This is a genomic window from Streptomyces sp. ITFR-6, from assembly GCF_031844725.1.
GTDB lineage: Bacteria > Actinomycetota > Actinomycetes > Streptomycetales > Streptomycetaceae > Streptomyces.
The window spans coordinates 1,694,441-1,710,847 of record NZ_CP134612.1 but is presented as its reverse complement, the minus strand read 5'-3'; the positions used below and the strand labels follow the sequence as shown (position 1 = coordinate 1,710,847).

Here is a 16,407-nt window from a genome sequence, read left to right as displayed (position 1 = left end):
GGGCTGACGACTCCCGACAGGGGAAACCACCATGCCTGAGCCCGTAGTTCCGCCCGTCACGCCGCCGGCCGTCAACGAGCACGGCTACCCGGACAACACTCCGACTGCCGACATGACGCCGGAGCACCAGGCGGCGTACTGGAAGTTCCAGTCCCGCAAGCACGAGCAGCGAGCGTCACAGGCTCCTGACTCCGTGGAGCTGGAGCGCCTGCGGGCGGCTGAGGCCGAACTCGCCACCCGCAAGGCGGCGGACCTCTCCGACGCCGAACGGCTCCAGGCTGAGAAGGAGGCCGCAGAGGCAGCCCGCCTGACCGCCGAACGTGAGCGGGATGAGGCACGGGCCGACGCTCTGCGCATCACCGTGGCGGCTGAGAAGGGGCTGACGCCCGCACAGGCGCGACGCCTCCAGGGCTCCACGAAGGAGGAGCTGGAGACCGACGCGGACGACCTGTTGAAGGACTTCGCACCCTCCACCCTCGGCACCCCTCCGCCTCCGCCTCGCGCGGGCGGCGCCCGTGGAGGAGACGTGGGCGGCAACACCCGCACCACTGCGTCCGGCGCGGACCTGTACCGCCAGCGTCACGGCAAGAACTGACCTATCCCTCACAGGAGGATCCATGAATCTCGGACTCATCACTGAGAGCTTCTCTCAGGACCGGCGAGACTGGCTGGCGGGTGCGCACGGCACGGACATCGTTCCGTCCGTGACGCTGGACGTCGGAAAGTTCACCGCCGGCACCCACTACCCCGACGGCTACATCGTGTCGGGCATCCCGCTCGGAAAGATCACCACGGGCGGGACGTACGGCCCGTACGACGACACCGCCACCGACGGTCGTCAGACCTGCGTCGGCTTCCTCTACACCGGGGTGGAGGTCGTGACCAAGCGCGGCCAGACCCTCTCGTCCGCCGTCGGCTCTATGCTCGTCCACTGCGCGGTGAAGGAGTCCAAGCTCCCCGTCGCAGTTGACGCAGCTGGCAAGGTCGATCTGGCCTCCCGCGTCATCTTCGTCTGAAAGGCGTAACCATCCATGCAGCTCATTGACGAGTTTGCGACCCCGGCGGAACTCACGGGGTACGCACGAGCGGCGCTGGCGGACCGGCCGGAGAACGCATTCTCTCTGGACCGCTGGCTCCCGAACCGAACCATCAACGATCTCTCGTACCGCTTCACCCGCGGGGGTGGCGGCCTCACCGAGGCTGCGACGTTCCGCGCCTACGACGCCAGCGCTGACGTCGGTGTCCGGCCTGGCGGCGCGCGTGTGAGCGGCGAACTGCCGCCCATCTCGCGGAAGATCCCCGTCGGTGAGTACGAGCGCATCAAGCGCCGGAACATCGACACTCAGAACGCCGAGATCCGTGACGCCATGCTGGACGACGGCGTGCGTCTCGCCCGTCAGATCGAAGCCCGCATGGAACTGGCGCGAGGTGAGGCCATCTTCAATGCCTCCGTCGCGCTGAACGAGAACGGCGTACAGGCCAGCGTCGACTTCGGCCGCGCAGCGGGCCACACCGTGACCGCTGGCACCGTCTGGTCCGACCCTGCGGCCGACGTCATTGGCAACTTCCAGACGTGGTTGGAGGTCTACAACGACACCAACGGCGGTGACCCGGACTCCGTCCTGATCTCACGCGCCATCTGGACCGCCCTGAAGCGCAACACACAGCTCCGCGGCCTCTCCACCACGGGCGCGACGGCTCCGTCCATCCTGACGGACAGCCTCCTGGCCGCGATCCTCGCTGACCACGGCATCCCGCCGCTGGTCCGATATGACGCGAAGGTCAACGTCTCCGGCGTCTCCACCCGCATCACCCCGAACGACAAGTTGGCCTTCATGCCGGCACAGGGTGACACGCTGGGGCAGACCCTGTGGGGCGTCCCCGTGGAGGCGGACGACGCACGGTACGGCCTGGCTGGCGACGCTGCCGGCGTGGCTGTCGGTGCGTACAAGACCGAGGACCCGCAGACCGTGTGGACGCGCGCGACCGCCATTGCGCTCCCTGTTGTGGCGGCCCCGGACCTGACCTTCGTCGCTGACGTCCTCTGACCTGAAACGCGAGGCACTCACGCATGGCAACCCTGAAGAACTACGTCCACGTGACGGACGACAGCGGGACGCCGCACGTGTTCGGCCCCGCGGACGAGGTCCCGGAGTGGGCACAGGCGCTCATCACCAACCCGAAGGCGTGGCTGGAGCCGCCCGCAAGTCGACTCGCGGAGCCCGCTCCGGTGCCGACCGCGAAGAAGGCTCCAGCCAAGCGCGCTCCGGCGCGACGGAAGGCGGGCGGCAGTGCTGTTTCTGACGGCTGAGCTTCGCGCCCTTCTCGGTACGCCCATCAGCGACGAGCGCGCGGAACTGGCCCACGAGCTGGCGGAGGACGCGATCCTTGGCGAGGTGGGGGCCCGGATCGCCATTCCCCCGCAGCACGGCATCAAGACCGTGGCGCTCTCCATCGCCGCTCGCATCCTGACCAACCCGCAGGGGCTTCGGTCGGAGCAGGCGGGCGGGATGCTCCAGTCCTACGCCGACTCGCAGACGGGAGTGATCCTGTCGGACGACGAGCGGCGCCGGCTGCGACGAGCGGTCGGTAGGGCGTCGGGTGCGGGGATGTTGGACATCGCTCCGACGGAGCATCGGATCAGTACGTACCCCTGGTGGCAGGCATGAGCCTGATCGCCAACGTCATGTCAGCGACGTGGTACATCGAGAGACCGGGGGAGCGGGTCCGGGACTCCACCGGCTCGTACATCCCAGGTCCTCGTGTCCGGATCAGGGTGGATCACTGCGCGGTCATGAGCCCGTACGGCGTGACGGTGGGATCTTCCTCGGAGACGCACGACGCGTCCGACACCGTGACGACCCGCCGGGTTTTCGCTGCTCCCCTCGGTACCGACGTCCGCCCCGCGGATCGCGTCGCGAGCGAGGACGGCTCGGAGGTATGGGAGGTCGTCGGCCGCCCGCTCGTGTTCCCGCTGACCTCCCTCGCACGGGTTGAAGCGTCCCTCAAGGAGGTGACCGGCTGATGGCATACCGCTCGAAGTTCACCGGTCGGTATTCCGGCATGGGGACGATGCTCCAGAAGCCGTGGCTTCAGCGCCCTTGCAAGGACGCTGCCGTCAAGATCATGTCCGCAGCTCAGACGGTCTCCCCGGTCGGTGACCCCGAAGAGGATCGGCACCCCGGTCTCTACCGGGCCTCCTTTGACGTCGAACCGATCGTCAAGAACGTGCCCTTCCGCGGCAAGCCCCGGCTGAGACCGAGCGCGCGAGTCATCAACCGAGCCGGCCACGCCTGGCGGGTCGAGCACGGTGATGGACGGGTACCCCGTTACGCCCCTCTCCAGAAGGCCATTGACGCCGTGAAGGCGGCGCGCAGTGGCTGACATCGAAGCAGTCCTTGCCCCGTGGGCGGAGGCGACGTTCGACGCCTTCGGCTGCTCGGAAACCCCCGCGGACCTGGAGGACCAACTCCCGGTGATCCGTGTGGAGCGCATCGGTGGAGCTGACGACCGGTTCAGCGATCACCCACGTGTCGCCGTCGACGTGTTCGCCGCAACGGCGGATGAGGCCCGCACCCTAGCTAACAACGTGCGAGATGCCCTAATTTTCCTGACCGGCCCCGTCAACGGCGCTGTGATCCGTTCCGTCAGGTGCGACGCCGGCCCGACGCGACAGCCGTGGGCGAACGAGGCGATTCACCGACGTGGCGCCACCTACACCGTGAGCCTCCGGGCTGCGTAACCCCTGACCTCATCTCCGCAAGTCGACTTGCGGAGCCCTTTCGCATGCCCTGGAGGCATCATGGCGGACACCCGCAATGCCGATCTCACTTTCGGCGCAACTGACTACCTCGTCTACGCGGCGGCACTCAACACCGTGTCGCCCGTGGACTTCGCGGACCCCGCGACTCCGTGGGTGAACTTGGGCTGGATCACCACGGAGGGTGGCCTCTTCAAGATCGAGGAGGAGTCCAAGGACGTCGAAGCGGCGGGCTCGCTGGAGCCCATCCGCACCCTGATGACCAAGAGCGTCAAGAGCGCTCAGGTCACGTTCCTGGAGGGCCTGAACCCGCTCGTGCGGTCGCTGTACGACAACGTTCCGATCGCGACGCTGGAGCCCGACGAGGACGTAGTGACCTACGCCCTCCCGGACAAGCCGAACGACCTCCGGTACGCCTTCGTCTTCGACACCATGGACGGCGACAAGCGCATGCGCCTGTACATGCCGAACGGCAAGGTCACCGAGCGGGGCGACGAGCAGCCCCAGACCAGCGACGTCATGTCGGTCCAGATGACGTTCAAGTTCTACAAGGGCGCCGCGAACAGCTCCGCTGTCACCCGCTCGCTCGACTACGGCGGCGTCGACGTCTCCGGGTTCTTCCCCGCCACGCCGTAACACCTACCAGCGACGCCCTGTACCGCGCGGGTCCGGGGCGTCGCTGCACCTCCGCAAGTCGACTCGCGCACCGCACCAAACCCCTGACATAGGAGACCCGCGCCCATGACTGACATCACCCCCGCAGAGGCCCAGGAGATCGAGGCCACCGAGGAGTTCGCGACCGTCCCTCTGGACGGCGTGGACCTGCGCATCAAGCCGGCGTCCAAGTGGCGCCCGTCGTACCTGCGGTCCCTTCGCGAGGGCGACTACGACGGCTGGGCGGCCGGCGTGCTGCACCCGGATGACGTCGCCACCTTCATCGACCTGGATGCGACGTTCGACGAGATCAACGTCTTCACCACCACGGCCATGGAGTCCACGGGCGAGGCCCCGGGAAAGTCTTCTGGACGTGCCAAGTCCTCGCGGACCACGCGGAGGCGCTAGAGGCTGACCTGGCGTTCCGCGGTATTGACCTCCTGGACGTCTACCGCGGACGCCTATCGCTGCGCCGGCTGCGAGTGCTGATTCAGCATCTGCCGCCGGAGAGCGCGACGAAGACGGCCATCCGCAACGCCGCACCCGAGCCTGACGACACGGCTCCGGCCCCCGAGCACCGCCCGGACCGAGCGGCATGGAGCAGCGAAATGCTCATCCTCGCGGACATCAAGGACCAGCTGGTCCTTGCCCGGGGCGTCGCTATTGCCGCAGCTGGCGGGACACCGCCCCCGTTCCAGCCCACACCACGACCCGGGATTCCCCCAACGTCAACACGCTCTTCGGGGCTGTCTGACGAGCAGCGCCGCGCGCTTGATCCGCGGCTGAGAAATCAGACGCAGGAGGCGTAATGGCGGACCTGGATATCGTCGGCGGTGCTGCTGTCGACGTCGTACCGATCATCCCGCAGTTCCATACCAAGCTGAAGGCGCTCGTCCTCCCCGTTGCCGACAAGGTCGGTGAAGAGGCCGGCAAGCGGATGGGGGAGGCGATCAGCAAGAACATTGTCATCGCCATCCCGAACGCGATCAACCAGGGTGGCAAGGCGGGCGTCCGCGCGGCTGGCCAGCAGGGTGACGACGCGGGTGGGGCGTTCGCGCGCTCCATCCGCCGCAAGCTCCAGGCTGCGTTCAAGGCGATGCCGAAGCTGGACGTGAAGCTGGGCGACGAGGGCGTTGACGCCGAACTCGCACGCATCCGGTCCAAGCTGGAAAGCCTCTCCAACAAGCGCATCGGAATCGACGTCTCGGCGGAGGCGGCGGAGGCGGAGATCGTTCGCCTGGAGGCGAAGCTCCGCGAGCTGGGGGCCGCACACCCGAACGTAGCTGTCCGAGCCGACACCGGGGCAGCACGTGCGGCCCTTGCGGAAATCCGCGCGGAGATTGCTGCCATCGGTGGCCGAAAGACGATCGCACTGGAGGTCGACGGCGCTTTCGGTGCCAAGCTGCGAGCCGTCGTGGCGGAGGCGCAGGCATCCCTGCCGGACATCAACGTCGACGCGGATACGAGCCCCGCTCGTGCTGAGATCCAGGCACTGCGCGCCCGGTTGGCGGCACTCTCCGACGCACGCGTCGGAATTGACATCGACGCTGGCGCAGCACTGGCGGAGATCACGGCGATTCAGACCCGTCTGGGCATTCTGAGCATGCAGCGCACTGACATTGACGTGCGCGTCGATGCTGCTGCCGCCCTTACGCAGCTGGCGGCCGTACGCGCGCTGGCGGGCGACGAGACGAAGCGCGTCAACGTTGACACGTCGCAGGCGATGTCTGCGCTGATGGGCCTTGGCATGCAGGTGGCCGTACTGGCTGCACTGCCGGTCGCCCCCGCCCTTCTGGCGGGACTCGGCTCCATCGCCGCCATGGCGACGGCCGCAGGTGCTGGCGTCGGTGCGCTCGCCCTGGCCGCCATCCCCGCCATCAAGGGCGTGACTACCGCCATCACGGCGAAGAAGGCCGCGGAAGACGAGGCGAACAAATCCACCGACAACGGCGCCAAGGCCAGCGTCCAGGCGGCCCAGCGCGCGCTTCAGATGACGAGCGCGCAGTCAGCTCTCTCGTCCGCCTACCGCAACGCCGCCCGCTCCATCGCCTCGTCCAACCGTGCGGTCACGGACGCCGAACGAGCAGTCGGTGACGCCGTGGAGCGCGCAGCGGATCAGCGCCGGCAGTCCGCGGCAACGGTCGAACGGGCACAGGAGGCTCTTGTATCCGCACACCGGAAGGTGCGCGATGCTCAGGAGTCCCTCACGGACGCTAACGTCAGCGCGCGCCAGGCGGAGCAGGATCTCACGCAGGCCCGGCGAGACGCGGCACAGCAGCTCAAGGCTCTGCAAGATCGGCTCACTGACGGCGCACTGGACCAGCGGGAGGCAACTCTTCGCGTCCAGCAGGCACAGCAGGACCTCAACGAGACCCTGGCCGCTGCTGACGCCGGCAAGGCTACTCAGCTACAGGTCGAGGCGGCGCAGCTAGCGGTTGACCGCGCGAAGCAGCAGGCGAAGGAGCAGAAGAAGAGCTACTCCGACCTGCAAAAAGACGCAGCGAAGCAGACGAAGGCCGGTGTCGAAGGCTCCGATCTCGTTACGGCTGCGCATAAGCGTGTGGCCGATGCCCAGAAGGGTGTTAAGGACCAGATCGAGTCCGTTGCGGACGCGCAAAAGAGTGTCCGCGACCAGGCGAAGGCAGTTGCCGACGCTCAGTCGGACGCTGCTCGCGCGCAGACCCGCGCCGCTCAGGGCGTCGTCGACGCCCACCAGAACGTCACGGACGCCGTGCAGTCCGCCGCCGAGGCTCAGGTGTCGGCCGCGGAAAGCATCGCCTCCGCAGAGCGGGGCGTGGAGTCCGCGCGGCTCTCCAGCATCGACACCACAACTGCCGCCATCACCAAGAGCGACGAGTATGCGGATGCCCTCGCGAAGCTGAGCGCCCCACAGCGGGATCTCTTCGACGCCATCGCCGGCTCGAAGGGGCTGAAGGTCGCATTCGACGACTGGCAGAAGACGCTACAGCCGGAGGTCCTCCCGCTGTTCACCCAGGGCGTTGACGGCGCTAAAGCGTCGTTGCCCGGTCTGACGCCTCTCGTCATCGGTGCAGCAGCGGGAATTCAGACGCTGATGGACAAGGCGTCGGCGCAGCTGAAGACGCCATTCTGGGAAGGTTTCAAGACCGACCTGAAGGAAAGCGTTCAGCCGGCCGTTGAGGGCTTCGGAATCGCGTTTGGCAACGTCATCAAGGGCGTTGCGGGGGTCATTGACGCCTTCCTCCCGCACATGGACGGGATCGCCGCGACATCGGACAGCGTTACGGCCAAGTTCGCCACGTGGGGAACGAGCCTGAAGGGTAGCCCGCAGTTCGAGAAGTTCCTTCAGTACGTCAAGGACACAAGTCCCGGCCTCGCGGATTTCATTGGCCAGCTCATGCGCACGGCCTTGGATCTGACGAAGGCTCTGGCCCCGCTCTCGGCGTCGATGTTCGGCGTGATGGGACCATTGCTGAGCGCACTTTCCTGGATAGCGGTAAACGCACCGGGAGTGATTCAGACACTATGGCTCGTGTACGCAGCCGTCAAGGCCATCAAGTTGATGGTTATCGCTTTCGAAGTCGCGATGGCCGTATACCGGGCGGGCATGGTGCTTGCCGTCCTGTTGACGCGCGGGTGGACGGCCGCGATGTGGCAAGCCAACCTCGCGTTTGAGGCAAACCCCATTGTCGCCGTTGTGACGATCATCATTGTCGCGCTGGTCGCACTGGTTGCAGGCGTGATGTACGCATACAAGCACTGGGGTTGGTTCCACGACGCAGTTGACGGCGCACTCAGCGGAATTGCCACCGCCGCAACCTGGCTGTGGTCGACGATCCTTCAGCCTGTGTTTGACGGCATTTGGACAGGTCTCCAGGCCATCGGCAACGCAGCTGTGTGGGTCTGGGAAAACGCGATCAGCCCCGCCTTCGGTTTCATCGGACAGGCAGCTCAGTTGCTGTTCACAGCACTGGTGACGGTACTCCTGCTGCCCGCATACCTCGCCTTCCAGGCTCTGGGGGACATTGGAACCTGGCTGTGGGAAAAGGCGATCAAGCCTGCGTTCGACTCCATCGGAGAAGCGGCCAACTGGCTGTGGACGGAAGCAATCGATCCCGTCTTCGGCTGGATAGGCGACAAGGCCACGTCGCTTTATGACAACGCCATCAAGCCCGCCATGAAGCACTCTAAGGAAGCCCTTGACGGTCTTGCTGCCGCTGCAAAGTGGCTGTGGAACAAGATCATCAGTCCCGTCTTCGGATGGATCGCTGAGAAAGCCAAGTGGCTGTGGGACAAGGGGCTGAAGCCCCCCTTTGATCTCATCTCGGACGGTCTTGGACTCGTCGCCTCCGCCTTCAAGACGGCGAAAGACAACATCAAGACCCAATGGGACCAGCTGAAGAAGATCGCCAGCACGCCCGTGAAGTTCATCATCGACCACGTGTACAACAAGGGCATCGTCCCACTGTGGAACGGTGTCGCTGGTATTACGGGTGCGGGCAAGTTGAAGCCGATGAACCTGAAGGGGTTTGCAACCGGCGGCATCATGTCCGGCTATTCCCCGGGTCGTGACGATCGCGTAATTGCGGTCGGTGGCGGTGAGGCTGTGATGCGCCCTGAGTGGACGCGCGCAGTTGGAGCGGACCGGATTAACTCGTGGAACGCAGCAGCCCGCTCAGGCGGCGTTGGAGGCGTTCAGCGTGCCATCTCTGACGGAATGCCAGCGTTCAAGGATGGCGGCGTTGTCGGTAACACTCTCGGCTGGTTCAAGGATCGCGGTAAGGACGTCGGGAACGCCATCACGGGCATCACTGATTACCTGGATCCGACGAAGATCTTCAGCAAGGCGAAGGACTTCCTGGTCGGCCAGATGAAGCCCATCCTGACGAACCCGTGGGCTAAGTCAGTCGCTAAGGCTCCAGTCAAAATGTTGACCGGTCTGAAGGACAAGGCGCTTTCCCTCCTGGACCTCTTCGGGGGTGGCGGAGGCGGAAACGGTACGTGGCACAAGCCAGTCAACGTTCCGTACGGCACGAAATTCGGTGCCTCCGGATCCATGTGGTCGTCCGGGCATCACACCGGGCTCGACTTCCCGGCGGCACTGGGCGTGCCCGTCAAGGCGGTGGCCGAAGGACGCGTCTCCATGGCGACGTCTGGCGGCCCGTACGGGAATCACGTCATGGTCAACCACGGTGGCGGGCTCTCGTCGCTGTACGCGCACATGAGCCGGATCCTGTCGTCAGTCGGTACAGCTGTGAAGCAGGGTCAGGTAATCGGCAAGGTCGGCGCCACTGGCAACGTCACGGGGCCTCACCTCCACCTGGAGGCGCGGCTCAGGGGCAAGGCCATCGACCCCATGGGCTACCTGACGAACGGCGCAGGAAGCGGCGGATCCGGCGTCCAGCGCTGGCGTGGAGTGGTCAGCCAGGCACTGCGCCTGACAGGCAACCCGTCGTCGTACGCCGACGTAACACTCCAGCGCATGAACCAAGAGAGCGGCGGCAACCCTCGCGCGGTCAACAACTGGGACTCCAACGCGAGGGCGGGCTATCCGTCGACGGGGCTTATGCAGGTCATCCGGCCGACGTTCCAGCACTACGCCGGCTCCATGAGCGGGAAGGGGCCGTTCCTCAACGGAGTCTCGGTTGATCCCCTGGCGAACGTCTACTCCTCCATGCGCTACGCGAAGGCGGCCTACGGCAACCTGGGCAAGGCGTACGGACGTCCAGGCGGCTACGCAAATGGCGGTTACCCGCCCGTCGGTCAGTTCTCGATCGTCGGTGAGAACGGCCCGGAACTGGCGTACTTCAGCTCTCCGGCCCAGGTCATCAGCAACACCGACACGCGCTCGATGTTCCGCGAGGCCGCAGGCCAAAAGGGCGGAGGCGGCGCGACGACCATCAACGCCGACGTGCGCGTCTTCGTCGGTGACCGCGAGATCACGGACATCGTCCGCACTGAGGTGACGGCCCACGAGGCATCCACGGCTTCGGCCATCGAGACAGGAAGGTGGATCTGATGAGCGAGGCATCGACGGAGCCAGAGATCGGCCCGTTCCCGGAGCCCGATCCGGACCCCGGACCGTCGCCCGTCTATACGGCGCCGCCCCCGGAGCCGGACCCCTACATCCCCGACAACCACCCGTCGCCGGGTGAACGAGGGGGCGACGGGGGATGAGCGTAGCCGCCAACCTCCTGCCGGCGAACACAGCCGGCGTCGAAACGGATACAAGCGGCTGGACCGCGGGAGCGAACACCACGCTGTCGCGGTCCAGCCGCTTCTACACCGGAGCGTACTCCCTCGGGATGACCGCCTCCGCTGCCGGAACCGTCACAGCCACCACGTCCGCGCGCGTGGCTGTGACGCCCGGTACGCAGTACACCGCCTACGCCTACTTCGCGAACGTCGCCACTGCCTCCGGGCGGACGGCGACGGTTCGCGTCGACTGGTATGCGGCAGTGACCGGGGGAAGCGCGCTCAGCTCCGTGACGGCTCCAGCGATCCCGCTACCAGCTGCCACGACATGGGTGACACCTCCGCCCATCCTGCTCGCCAACGCTCCGACGGCCGCCAACTACGCGTCCGTATCCGTCACGGTGACGGGGCTGACCCTCGGCAGCGTGGTGGCGGCGGACCTGATCAGCTTCGGCCTGCCGGCGACGGTGACCGGGAACTTGATCGGCTACGCTGCCTCCTCCGCGGAGATCGACGCAACAGGGTGGGACACCTACGCAAACGTGGTTGTCAGCCGCGCGTCCTCGGTGGCGTGGGAAGGCTGGTACAGCCTGCTGCTGACGTCGGTTGCGGCAGGGGAAGTGGAATCTCGGCTGGTCGCTCAACTGCCGGTAACGGCAGGCACTGAGTACGCGGGATCCGCAATGGTGCAGACGTCGACGGCCAGTGACTTCCTGGTGGAGCTGTGGTGGTACGACGCTACAGCCACTTTCATGACCGCCGCATCAGTGCGCTGGTCGCTGCCGTCGGGCGGCTGGACAAGGGTGACCACGGCGGGGGTGGCTCCGGCGGGAGCGGTCACCGCTCGACTCATCCTCCGACCGCAGGCCACTGCTGCGGGTCAGGCGTGGCAGTGCGACCGCATGGCCGTGATCGCCACTCCGAAGGCTGCCGGCGAGCTGCTTTCGTACAACGTCCGATCGATGGAGATCGACGGTTCTGGATGGACGGCCGTCAGCGGTTGCACCGTGGACCGGTCGACGGACTATGCCTACGAGGGCGGCGCATCGCTGAAGGTGACGCCGACGGCCGGCCTGGCGGCCAACGCCATGGTGGAAACCGTCGCTCACGTGCCGATCACCGCACGGCAGGCCTACCAGGTGACGCCGCGCGTTCGGCTGGGACCCTCCACCGAACTGCGATACGCGACACTTAGATTCTCCTGGTACGACAGTGCTGATGTGTTGCTGTCGTACGTCGACCTGCGATGGACACTCACCGCCTCTGGCGGAGGCTGGTACAGCCCACAGTCCAGCACCGTAGCTCCGTCAGGTGCAACCGGGCTGGCTATTGGCCTCCTGATCACCTCCCCAGAGACCACCGAGACGATCTACGTCGACGACGTGTCGCTGGTGCCTGGCGGTCTGGCCGTCGTCGTGGACCCGATTCCGGAGCGATACGGCGCGTCGATCTCCATGCAGGGTCTGACGGCGGGCGGGTACGCCTACTGGGGTCTCTGGCGGATGGACGAGAGCGGCAGCATGACGGCGGTCCGCGGACCGGCCGGCGATCTGTCTCAGGTGACGATCACTGGCGACACGGCGGTTGCCGAAGATTACGAGGCCCCGCTAGGCGTACCGATCTCGTACTACCTGCGTGTGTGGACCACGCCGACCAACTACCGCGCGACGGTGACGGAGCTGAGTGGCATCCCCGAACCCGAGCCCACCGACATCGTACTGAAGGACCCGGGAGTGCCGGCGAGGCAGACAACAGCCGTCGTAGCAGCTGGCGGCCAGCCCCAGTGGACGCGGAAGGCCCGCCAGGGCATCAACGCAATTCGAGGCCGCACGAGGCCCGTCATCATCTCCGACGTGCGCACATCACGCGAGGGCACGATGACGCTTGTCACCGAGACCGGTCAGGACCTGGCGGACATGTGGTGGTTGCTGGAGACAGGGAACACGCTGTTGATCCAGTGGCCGTCGCTCTTCGGTGAGCCCGACGCCTACGTCCAGATCGGGGACGTCACAGAAGCGCCCATTGTCGACTTCGCGGAGTACCGCGACCGCACGTGGTCTATCCCGTTGATCGAGGTGGACCGTCCGATCGGCGGCTCCGTCGGCAGCGCCGGCCGCACCTGGCAGACCGTTGCGGACACCAACGCCGATTGGCTCGCAGTCATGTCCGCCGCAACCTCGTGGCTGGACGTCTACACCGGAGTGAACGGAGGCTAGGCATGCAGGACGTCACACCACAGTTCCTCCAGACCCTGACGACCTCCCACTCCATGGTCACGAACGTCCGCGCCATGTACTCCGGAGCCACCACCCTGGCCGACCTCCGTATCACGGACGGGTCGGTCACGGTGGACCGGGGGAGCAAGGTGCGTCGCTCGCTCTCCCTGACGGTGAGCGACCCGAGGCGACTCCCGTGGGGACCGCTAGACCCTCTCGCGGTCTACGGCCAGAAGCTCATCGTCTCCCGCGGCATCCGCTATGCGGGAGGCGCGACGGAGATGGTCCCCCTGGGGACGTTCCGCATCAACGAGCCACAGGGGGACACCCTCCTGGGCCCGGTCACTCTCACCGGGCAGTCGTCGGAATGCTACGTCATCGATGACAAATTCATGGCGCCTACCACAACCCGCGGCTATTCCAACTGTGTCGACGCGATCGAATATCTGATCCGGCATTCGCTCCCCAACGCCGCAATCGTCAACAAGACGGCTGGGGCGCGGAATCCCTCGTGCGCCGTTGTCACGTGGGATGCGAACACTGACCGTTGGGATGCAGTACAACAGGTCGCCCTTGCAATGCAGGCGGAGGTTTACGTCGATGCCCTGGACCGTTTCGTAATCGCTGACGTTCCGCAGGTGTTGACGTCTCGCGTTGTCTGGGACATTGCGGAGGGCGAGGGCGGAACGCTGATGTCGGCGTCCCGCCAGATGTCACGCACCGCCGTTTACAACGGCGTTGTGGCGAGCGGAGAGAACGCAGCTGCGAACGTGGCGCCGGTCAGTGCCGTTGTTTACGACACCGACCCGACGAGCCCCACTCGATGGAGCGGGCCGTTCGGGCACGTCCCGAAATTCATATCGTCCGCCCTATGGGTGTCCGTCGGAGCTTGTCAGGCCGCCGCGAATTTCGCTCTGTTCGACGCCACCGCACCGAATATCTCGACATCGGTGGAGGCCGTCCCCAACCCAGCCCTGGAGGGTGGCGACTGCATTCGGATCTCCTACTCCGGCAAAAAGGAGCTTTTCATCGTGCAGTCCGTAACAACACCCCTGACGGCCGAAGGCTCAGCATCGCTAGTGCTGCGCGGAGGCAAGGAGGAGGACGCGTGAGCGGACGTCAGAGGCTCGCAGACGCCGTACAGCGGGCTGCGAGCCGCACGGTGGTCCAGGAGTCCTCCGGCTGGTGCCTGGCCTCTGTGACGGCCACGTACACGGACGGCACCGTTGACATCAGCACTGCCCGCGGAGCAATCGAGAAAGTGCGCCGGCTGAAGTCCTATACGTCTCCGGCAGTGGGTGACGTCGTGAAAGTCGATTACAACCCGGACGGCAATTGGATCGTCGTCGGCGTACTCGCGTCCTAAGACATTGAGGAGCATCACGAATGCCGAAGCCCGATAACTACGGCCAGTCCGTCCAGTATCCAGTTCTCTCCGACACGCCCAACATCGAGACCGCGCTCCAGGCGCTGGTAAACGGCGTCGTTCCGCTGACGACGATGCGTTTCGCCAACGCCAACGAGCGTTCCGCGACGCTCACCGGAGCTTACAAGCCCGTTCCGGGGATGATTACCTACCTCATCGCGGAAGACCGGTGGGACCGGCGGGACGGCGACAATGTTTGGCGCCCGTTCAGCCCTGGCGTTTGGAAGCCGCTCTCCTACGCATCGGGATACACCGCGCAGAGCGGATCTCCCGCCTATCGCATCGTCAACAACCAGGTTCAGCTGCGCGGAACAATCCGGAGAACAGCCGCCAACACCGACCTCGTGGTGAACGCCGACACTAAGTTTGCGACCCTGCCGGCGGAAGCGCGCCCCACCGGGGTGTACCGGTTCTTCCTGGCGGCGGCGAATTTCGTGAACGCTGGGGGACAGAGCTACTTCTCCGGCCGAGTCGGCATCGCGCCTGACGGCAGCATGATCTACATCATGCCGCTGAACTCGAAGAGCGAATGGCTGTCCCTGGACGGCATCCACTTCAGCATCGACTGACCTCCGCAAGTCGACTTGCGCACATCTCATCGCTCCGCAGCGTCGGGGCTTTTCTATGCCCTGGAGGGGGATCATCACATGGGTGAAATCTGGATCAAGGAAGCCGAACGCCTCGGGGACGGGAGCATCGGAGGCGCGATGGACTCGCCGTCGACGCCCGGTCGCGTCGTCTGGCACACCACGGAGAGCGGGGCCGGCAACGCCAGCTTCAACAGCGTGGGCAGCTACCTGCGTACCGTCGCCTCGGAGCCGCACCTCCTGTACGACCCCACGACTGACCGCCTCGGTCAGTACGGGCCGCTGAACCAGAGCGCGCGGGCGCTGAAGAACGACGGCAGCACCCGGACGAACCGAACCGGCAAGGTCTGCATTCAGATCGAGGTCCTGGCCCGCGCTGCGACTCCGTTCACGGGCTACTGGAAGCCGGGCCCGAACTTCAAGGCACTCATGCGAGCAGTCCGCTCGTGGGGCGTCCCGGACACCTGGCCGGCCGGATCCTGCGCCCCTGGCGCCTCGCGCAACCGGACGACCTGGGCGACGAAGGGCGGGCACTACGGCCACTGTCACATCCCCGGGAACGACCACTGGGACCCGGGCAACATCGACCGGAACGCCATCCTCAAGGCGGCTCCGGGAGGCAGCTCCACCCCGTCCGGTGGCGGGTCGACGTCGACCTCCGGCGTTTCCCGCGCGAAGGTCACCATCAACGGTCTGGCCTACGGCTACGGGGCGACAGGCGCTCACGTGACGGCCGTCGGCAAGGCGCTCGTCGCTGCCGGCTGCTCCGCCTACGTCGACGGCCCCGGCCCGACGTGGTCGGACGCGGACACCAAGAGCTACCAGAAGTGGCAAAAGAAGTGCGGCTACAGCGGCACTGGCGCTGATGGTGTCCCCGGTGAGGCAAGCCTCAAGAAGCTCATGGGGACCCTGCCCAAGGCCCCTGCGAAGGCTCCGGCCAAGCCGGCGGTCACGCCGACCGTCGATCTCTCCAACCTGATCGCCGCAGCCCGCAAGGACCCCGGCCTCAAGCAGGGCGGGACGAGTCACGCGGCTGACGTGAAGATCGTCGAAGCGGCGCTCAAGGCGGAGGGGCTTCTCGCGGCGGCCTACGCGGCAGATGGCTCCTTCGGCTCCACCACCGTGGCGGCGTACCGGAAGTGGCAACAGAAGCTGGGCTACTCCGGCTCCGACGCTGATGGCATCCCCGGCAAGGCCTCTCTGGAGAAGCTCGGCACCGCGCACGGCTTCAAGGTCAAGGCGTGACGACGTGAGCCCTGAAATTCTCGTCGCCGCCATCGCAGCAGTGGCCGTAGTGGTCGCTGCTGTGGTGGCAGCTCTGCCCCCTTTCCTCCAGGCATCCCGTAGGACCCGCGGCACCGTGGAGGCCCAGGGGGCGGAGACCCGCGCCGCCACCCTGGACGCGCTGAACGCCGTGGGCACCCGCCTGGAGGCCCGATTCAACGCCCGCATCGACGACGTGCGCGACGACATCGACAACGTGCGCGAGGGCGTTGCGCGCGTCCGTGAGTGGCAGGCCGGCCACGACGCGGAGCACCTCACGATCGGACGGCCACGCAACGGAGGTGGCGGTACATGAGCATGCCCGCA

18 protein-coding genes are annotated in these 16,407 nt (G+C 66.2%); all 18 read left to right on the top strand.

Annotation, left to right across the window (positions count from 1 at the left end; genetic code table 11):
• The first annotated feature begins 31 nt into the window (after positions 1–31).
• The 18 genes from RLT59_RS07595 (at position 32) to RLT59_RS07510 (ending at position 16,396) form a co-directional block, all read left to right on the top strand.
• Positions 32–595, top strand: coding sequence for a hypothetical protein (locus tag RLT59_RS07595; RefSeq protein WP_311302713.1), 564 nt, complete (start codon positions 32–34; stop codon positions 593–595).
• A 22-nt stretch (positions 596–617) separates the two neighbouring features.
• Positions 618–1,016 carry a head decoration protein gene (locus tag RLT59_RS07590; protein WP_311302712.1) on the top strand — a complete coding sequence of 133 codons (399 nt, stop codon included), beginning with the start codon at positions 618–620 and terminating at the stop codon, positions 1,014–1,016.
• Positions 1,017–1,031: 15 nt separating this feature from the next.
• Positions 1,032–2,048 carry a major capsid protein gene (locus RLT59_RS07585; protein ID WP_311302711.1) on the top strand — a complete coding sequence of 339 codons (1,017 nt, stop codon included), beginning with the start codon at positions 1,032–1,034 and terminating at the stop codon, positions 2,046–2,048.
• Positions 2,049–2,071: 23 nt separating this feature from the next.
• Positions 2,072–2,311: a hypothetical protein gene (locus RLT59_RS07580; RefSeq protein WP_311302710.1), complete on the top strand. Its 240-nt coding sequence runs from the start codon at positions 2,072–2,074 to the stop codon at positions 2,309–2,311.
• Positions 2,292–2,669 carry a hypothetical protein gene (locus RLT59_RS07575; RefSeq protein ID WP_311302709.1) on the top strand — a complete coding sequence of 126 codons (378 nt, stop codon included), beginning with the start codon at positions 2,292–2,294 and terminating at the stop codon, positions 2,667–2,669. Before RLT59_RS07580 ends, RLT59_RS07575 begins: the two co-directional genes overlap by 20 nt.
• On the top strand, positions 2,666–3,025 hold the full coding sequence (locus tag RLT59_RS07570) for a hypothetical protein (protein ID WP_311302708.1): 360 nt from the start codon (positions 2,666–2,668) through the stop codon (positions 3,023–3,025). Before RLT59_RS07575 ends, RLT59_RS07570 begins: the two co-directional genes overlap by 4 nt.
• On the top strand, positions 3,025–3,384 hold the full coding sequence (locus RLT59_RS07565) for a hypothetical protein (RefSeq protein ID WP_311302707.1): 360 nt from the start codon (positions 3,025–3,027) through the stop codon (positions 3,382–3,384). Before RLT59_RS07570 ends, RLT59_RS07565 begins: the two co-directional genes overlap by 1 nt.
• Complete coding sequence (locus RLT59_RS07560) at positions 3,377–3,742, top strand: phage tail termination protein (RefSeq protein WP_311302706.1); 366 nt, start codon at positions 3,377–3,379, stop codon at positions 3,740–3,742. The genes RLT59_RS07565 and RLT59_RS07560 overlap by 8 nt, the downstream gene beginning before the upstream one ends.
• A gap of 60 nt (positions 3,743–3,802) precedes the next feature.
• Complete coding sequence (locus tag RLT59_RS07555) at positions 3,803–4,396, top strand: phage tail tube protein (RefSeq protein WP_311302705.1); 594 nt, start codon at positions 3,803–3,805, stop codon at positions 4,394–4,396.
• A 105-nt stretch (positions 4,397–4,501) separates the two neighbouring features.
• The gene (locus RLT59_RS07550; protein ID WP_311302704.1) at positions 4,502–4,822 is read left to right on the top strand and encodes a hypothetical protein; all 321 of its coding nucleotides are present in this window, start codon (positions 4,502–4,504) and stop codon (positions 4,820–4,822) included.
• A 400-nt stretch (positions 4,823–5,222) separates the two neighbouring features.
• Complete coding sequence (locus RLT59_RS07545) at positions 5,223–10,412, top strand: peptidoglycan DD-metalloendopeptidase family protein (protein ID WP_311302703.1); 5,190 nt, start codon at positions 5,223–5,225, stop codon at positions 10,410–10,412.
• Positions 10,412–10,570, top strand: coding sequence for a hypothetical protein (locus tag RLT59_RS07540; protein WP_311302702.1), 159 nt, complete (start codon positions 10,412–10,414; stop codon positions 10,568–10,570). Before RLT59_RS07545 ends, RLT59_RS07540 begins: the two co-directional genes overlap by 1 nt.
• The gene (locus RLT59_RS07535; protein ID WP_311302701.1) at positions 10,567–12,804 is read left to right on the top strand and encodes a hypothetical protein; all 2,238 of its coding nucleotides are present in this window, start codon (positions 10,567–10,569) and stop codon (positions 12,802–12,804) included. The genes RLT59_RS07540 and RLT59_RS07535 overlap by 4 nt, the downstream gene beginning before the upstream one ends.
• Before the next feature lie 2 nt (positions 12,805–12,806).
• Positions 12,807–13,916, top strand: coding sequence for a DUF5047 domain-containing protein (locus RLT59_RS07530; protein ID WP_311302700.1), 1,110 nt, complete (start codon positions 12,807–12,809; stop codon positions 13,914–13,916).
• On the top strand, positions 13,913–14,170 hold the full coding sequence (locus RLT59_RS07525; RefSeq protein WP_311302699.1) for a hypothetical protein: 258 nt from the start codon (positions 13,913–13,915) through the stop codon (positions 14,168–14,170). Before RLT59_RS07530 ends, RLT59_RS07525 begins: the two co-directional genes overlap by 4 nt.
• Before the next feature lie 20 nt (positions 14,171–14,190).
• Positions 14,191–14,799, top strand: a complete 609-nt coding sequence (locus RLT59_RS07520) for a hypothetical protein (protein WP_311302698.1) — start codon at positions 14,191–14,193, stop codon at positions 14,797–14,799.
• A 78-nt stretch (positions 14,800–14,877) separates the two neighbouring features.
• Entirely contained in the window at positions 14,878–16,062 is a 1,185-nt protein-coding gene (locus RLT59_RS07515; RefSeq protein WP_311302697.1) for a peptidoglycan-binding protein, read from the top strand.
• Positions 16,063–16,066: 4 nt separating this feature from the next.
• Positions 16,067–16,396, top strand: a complete 330-nt coding sequence (locus tag RLT59_RS07510) for a hypothetical protein (RefSeq protein WP_311302696.1) — start codon at positions 16,067–16,069, stop codon at positions 16,394–16,396.
• Positions 16,397–16,407: the final 11 nt, after the last annotated feature.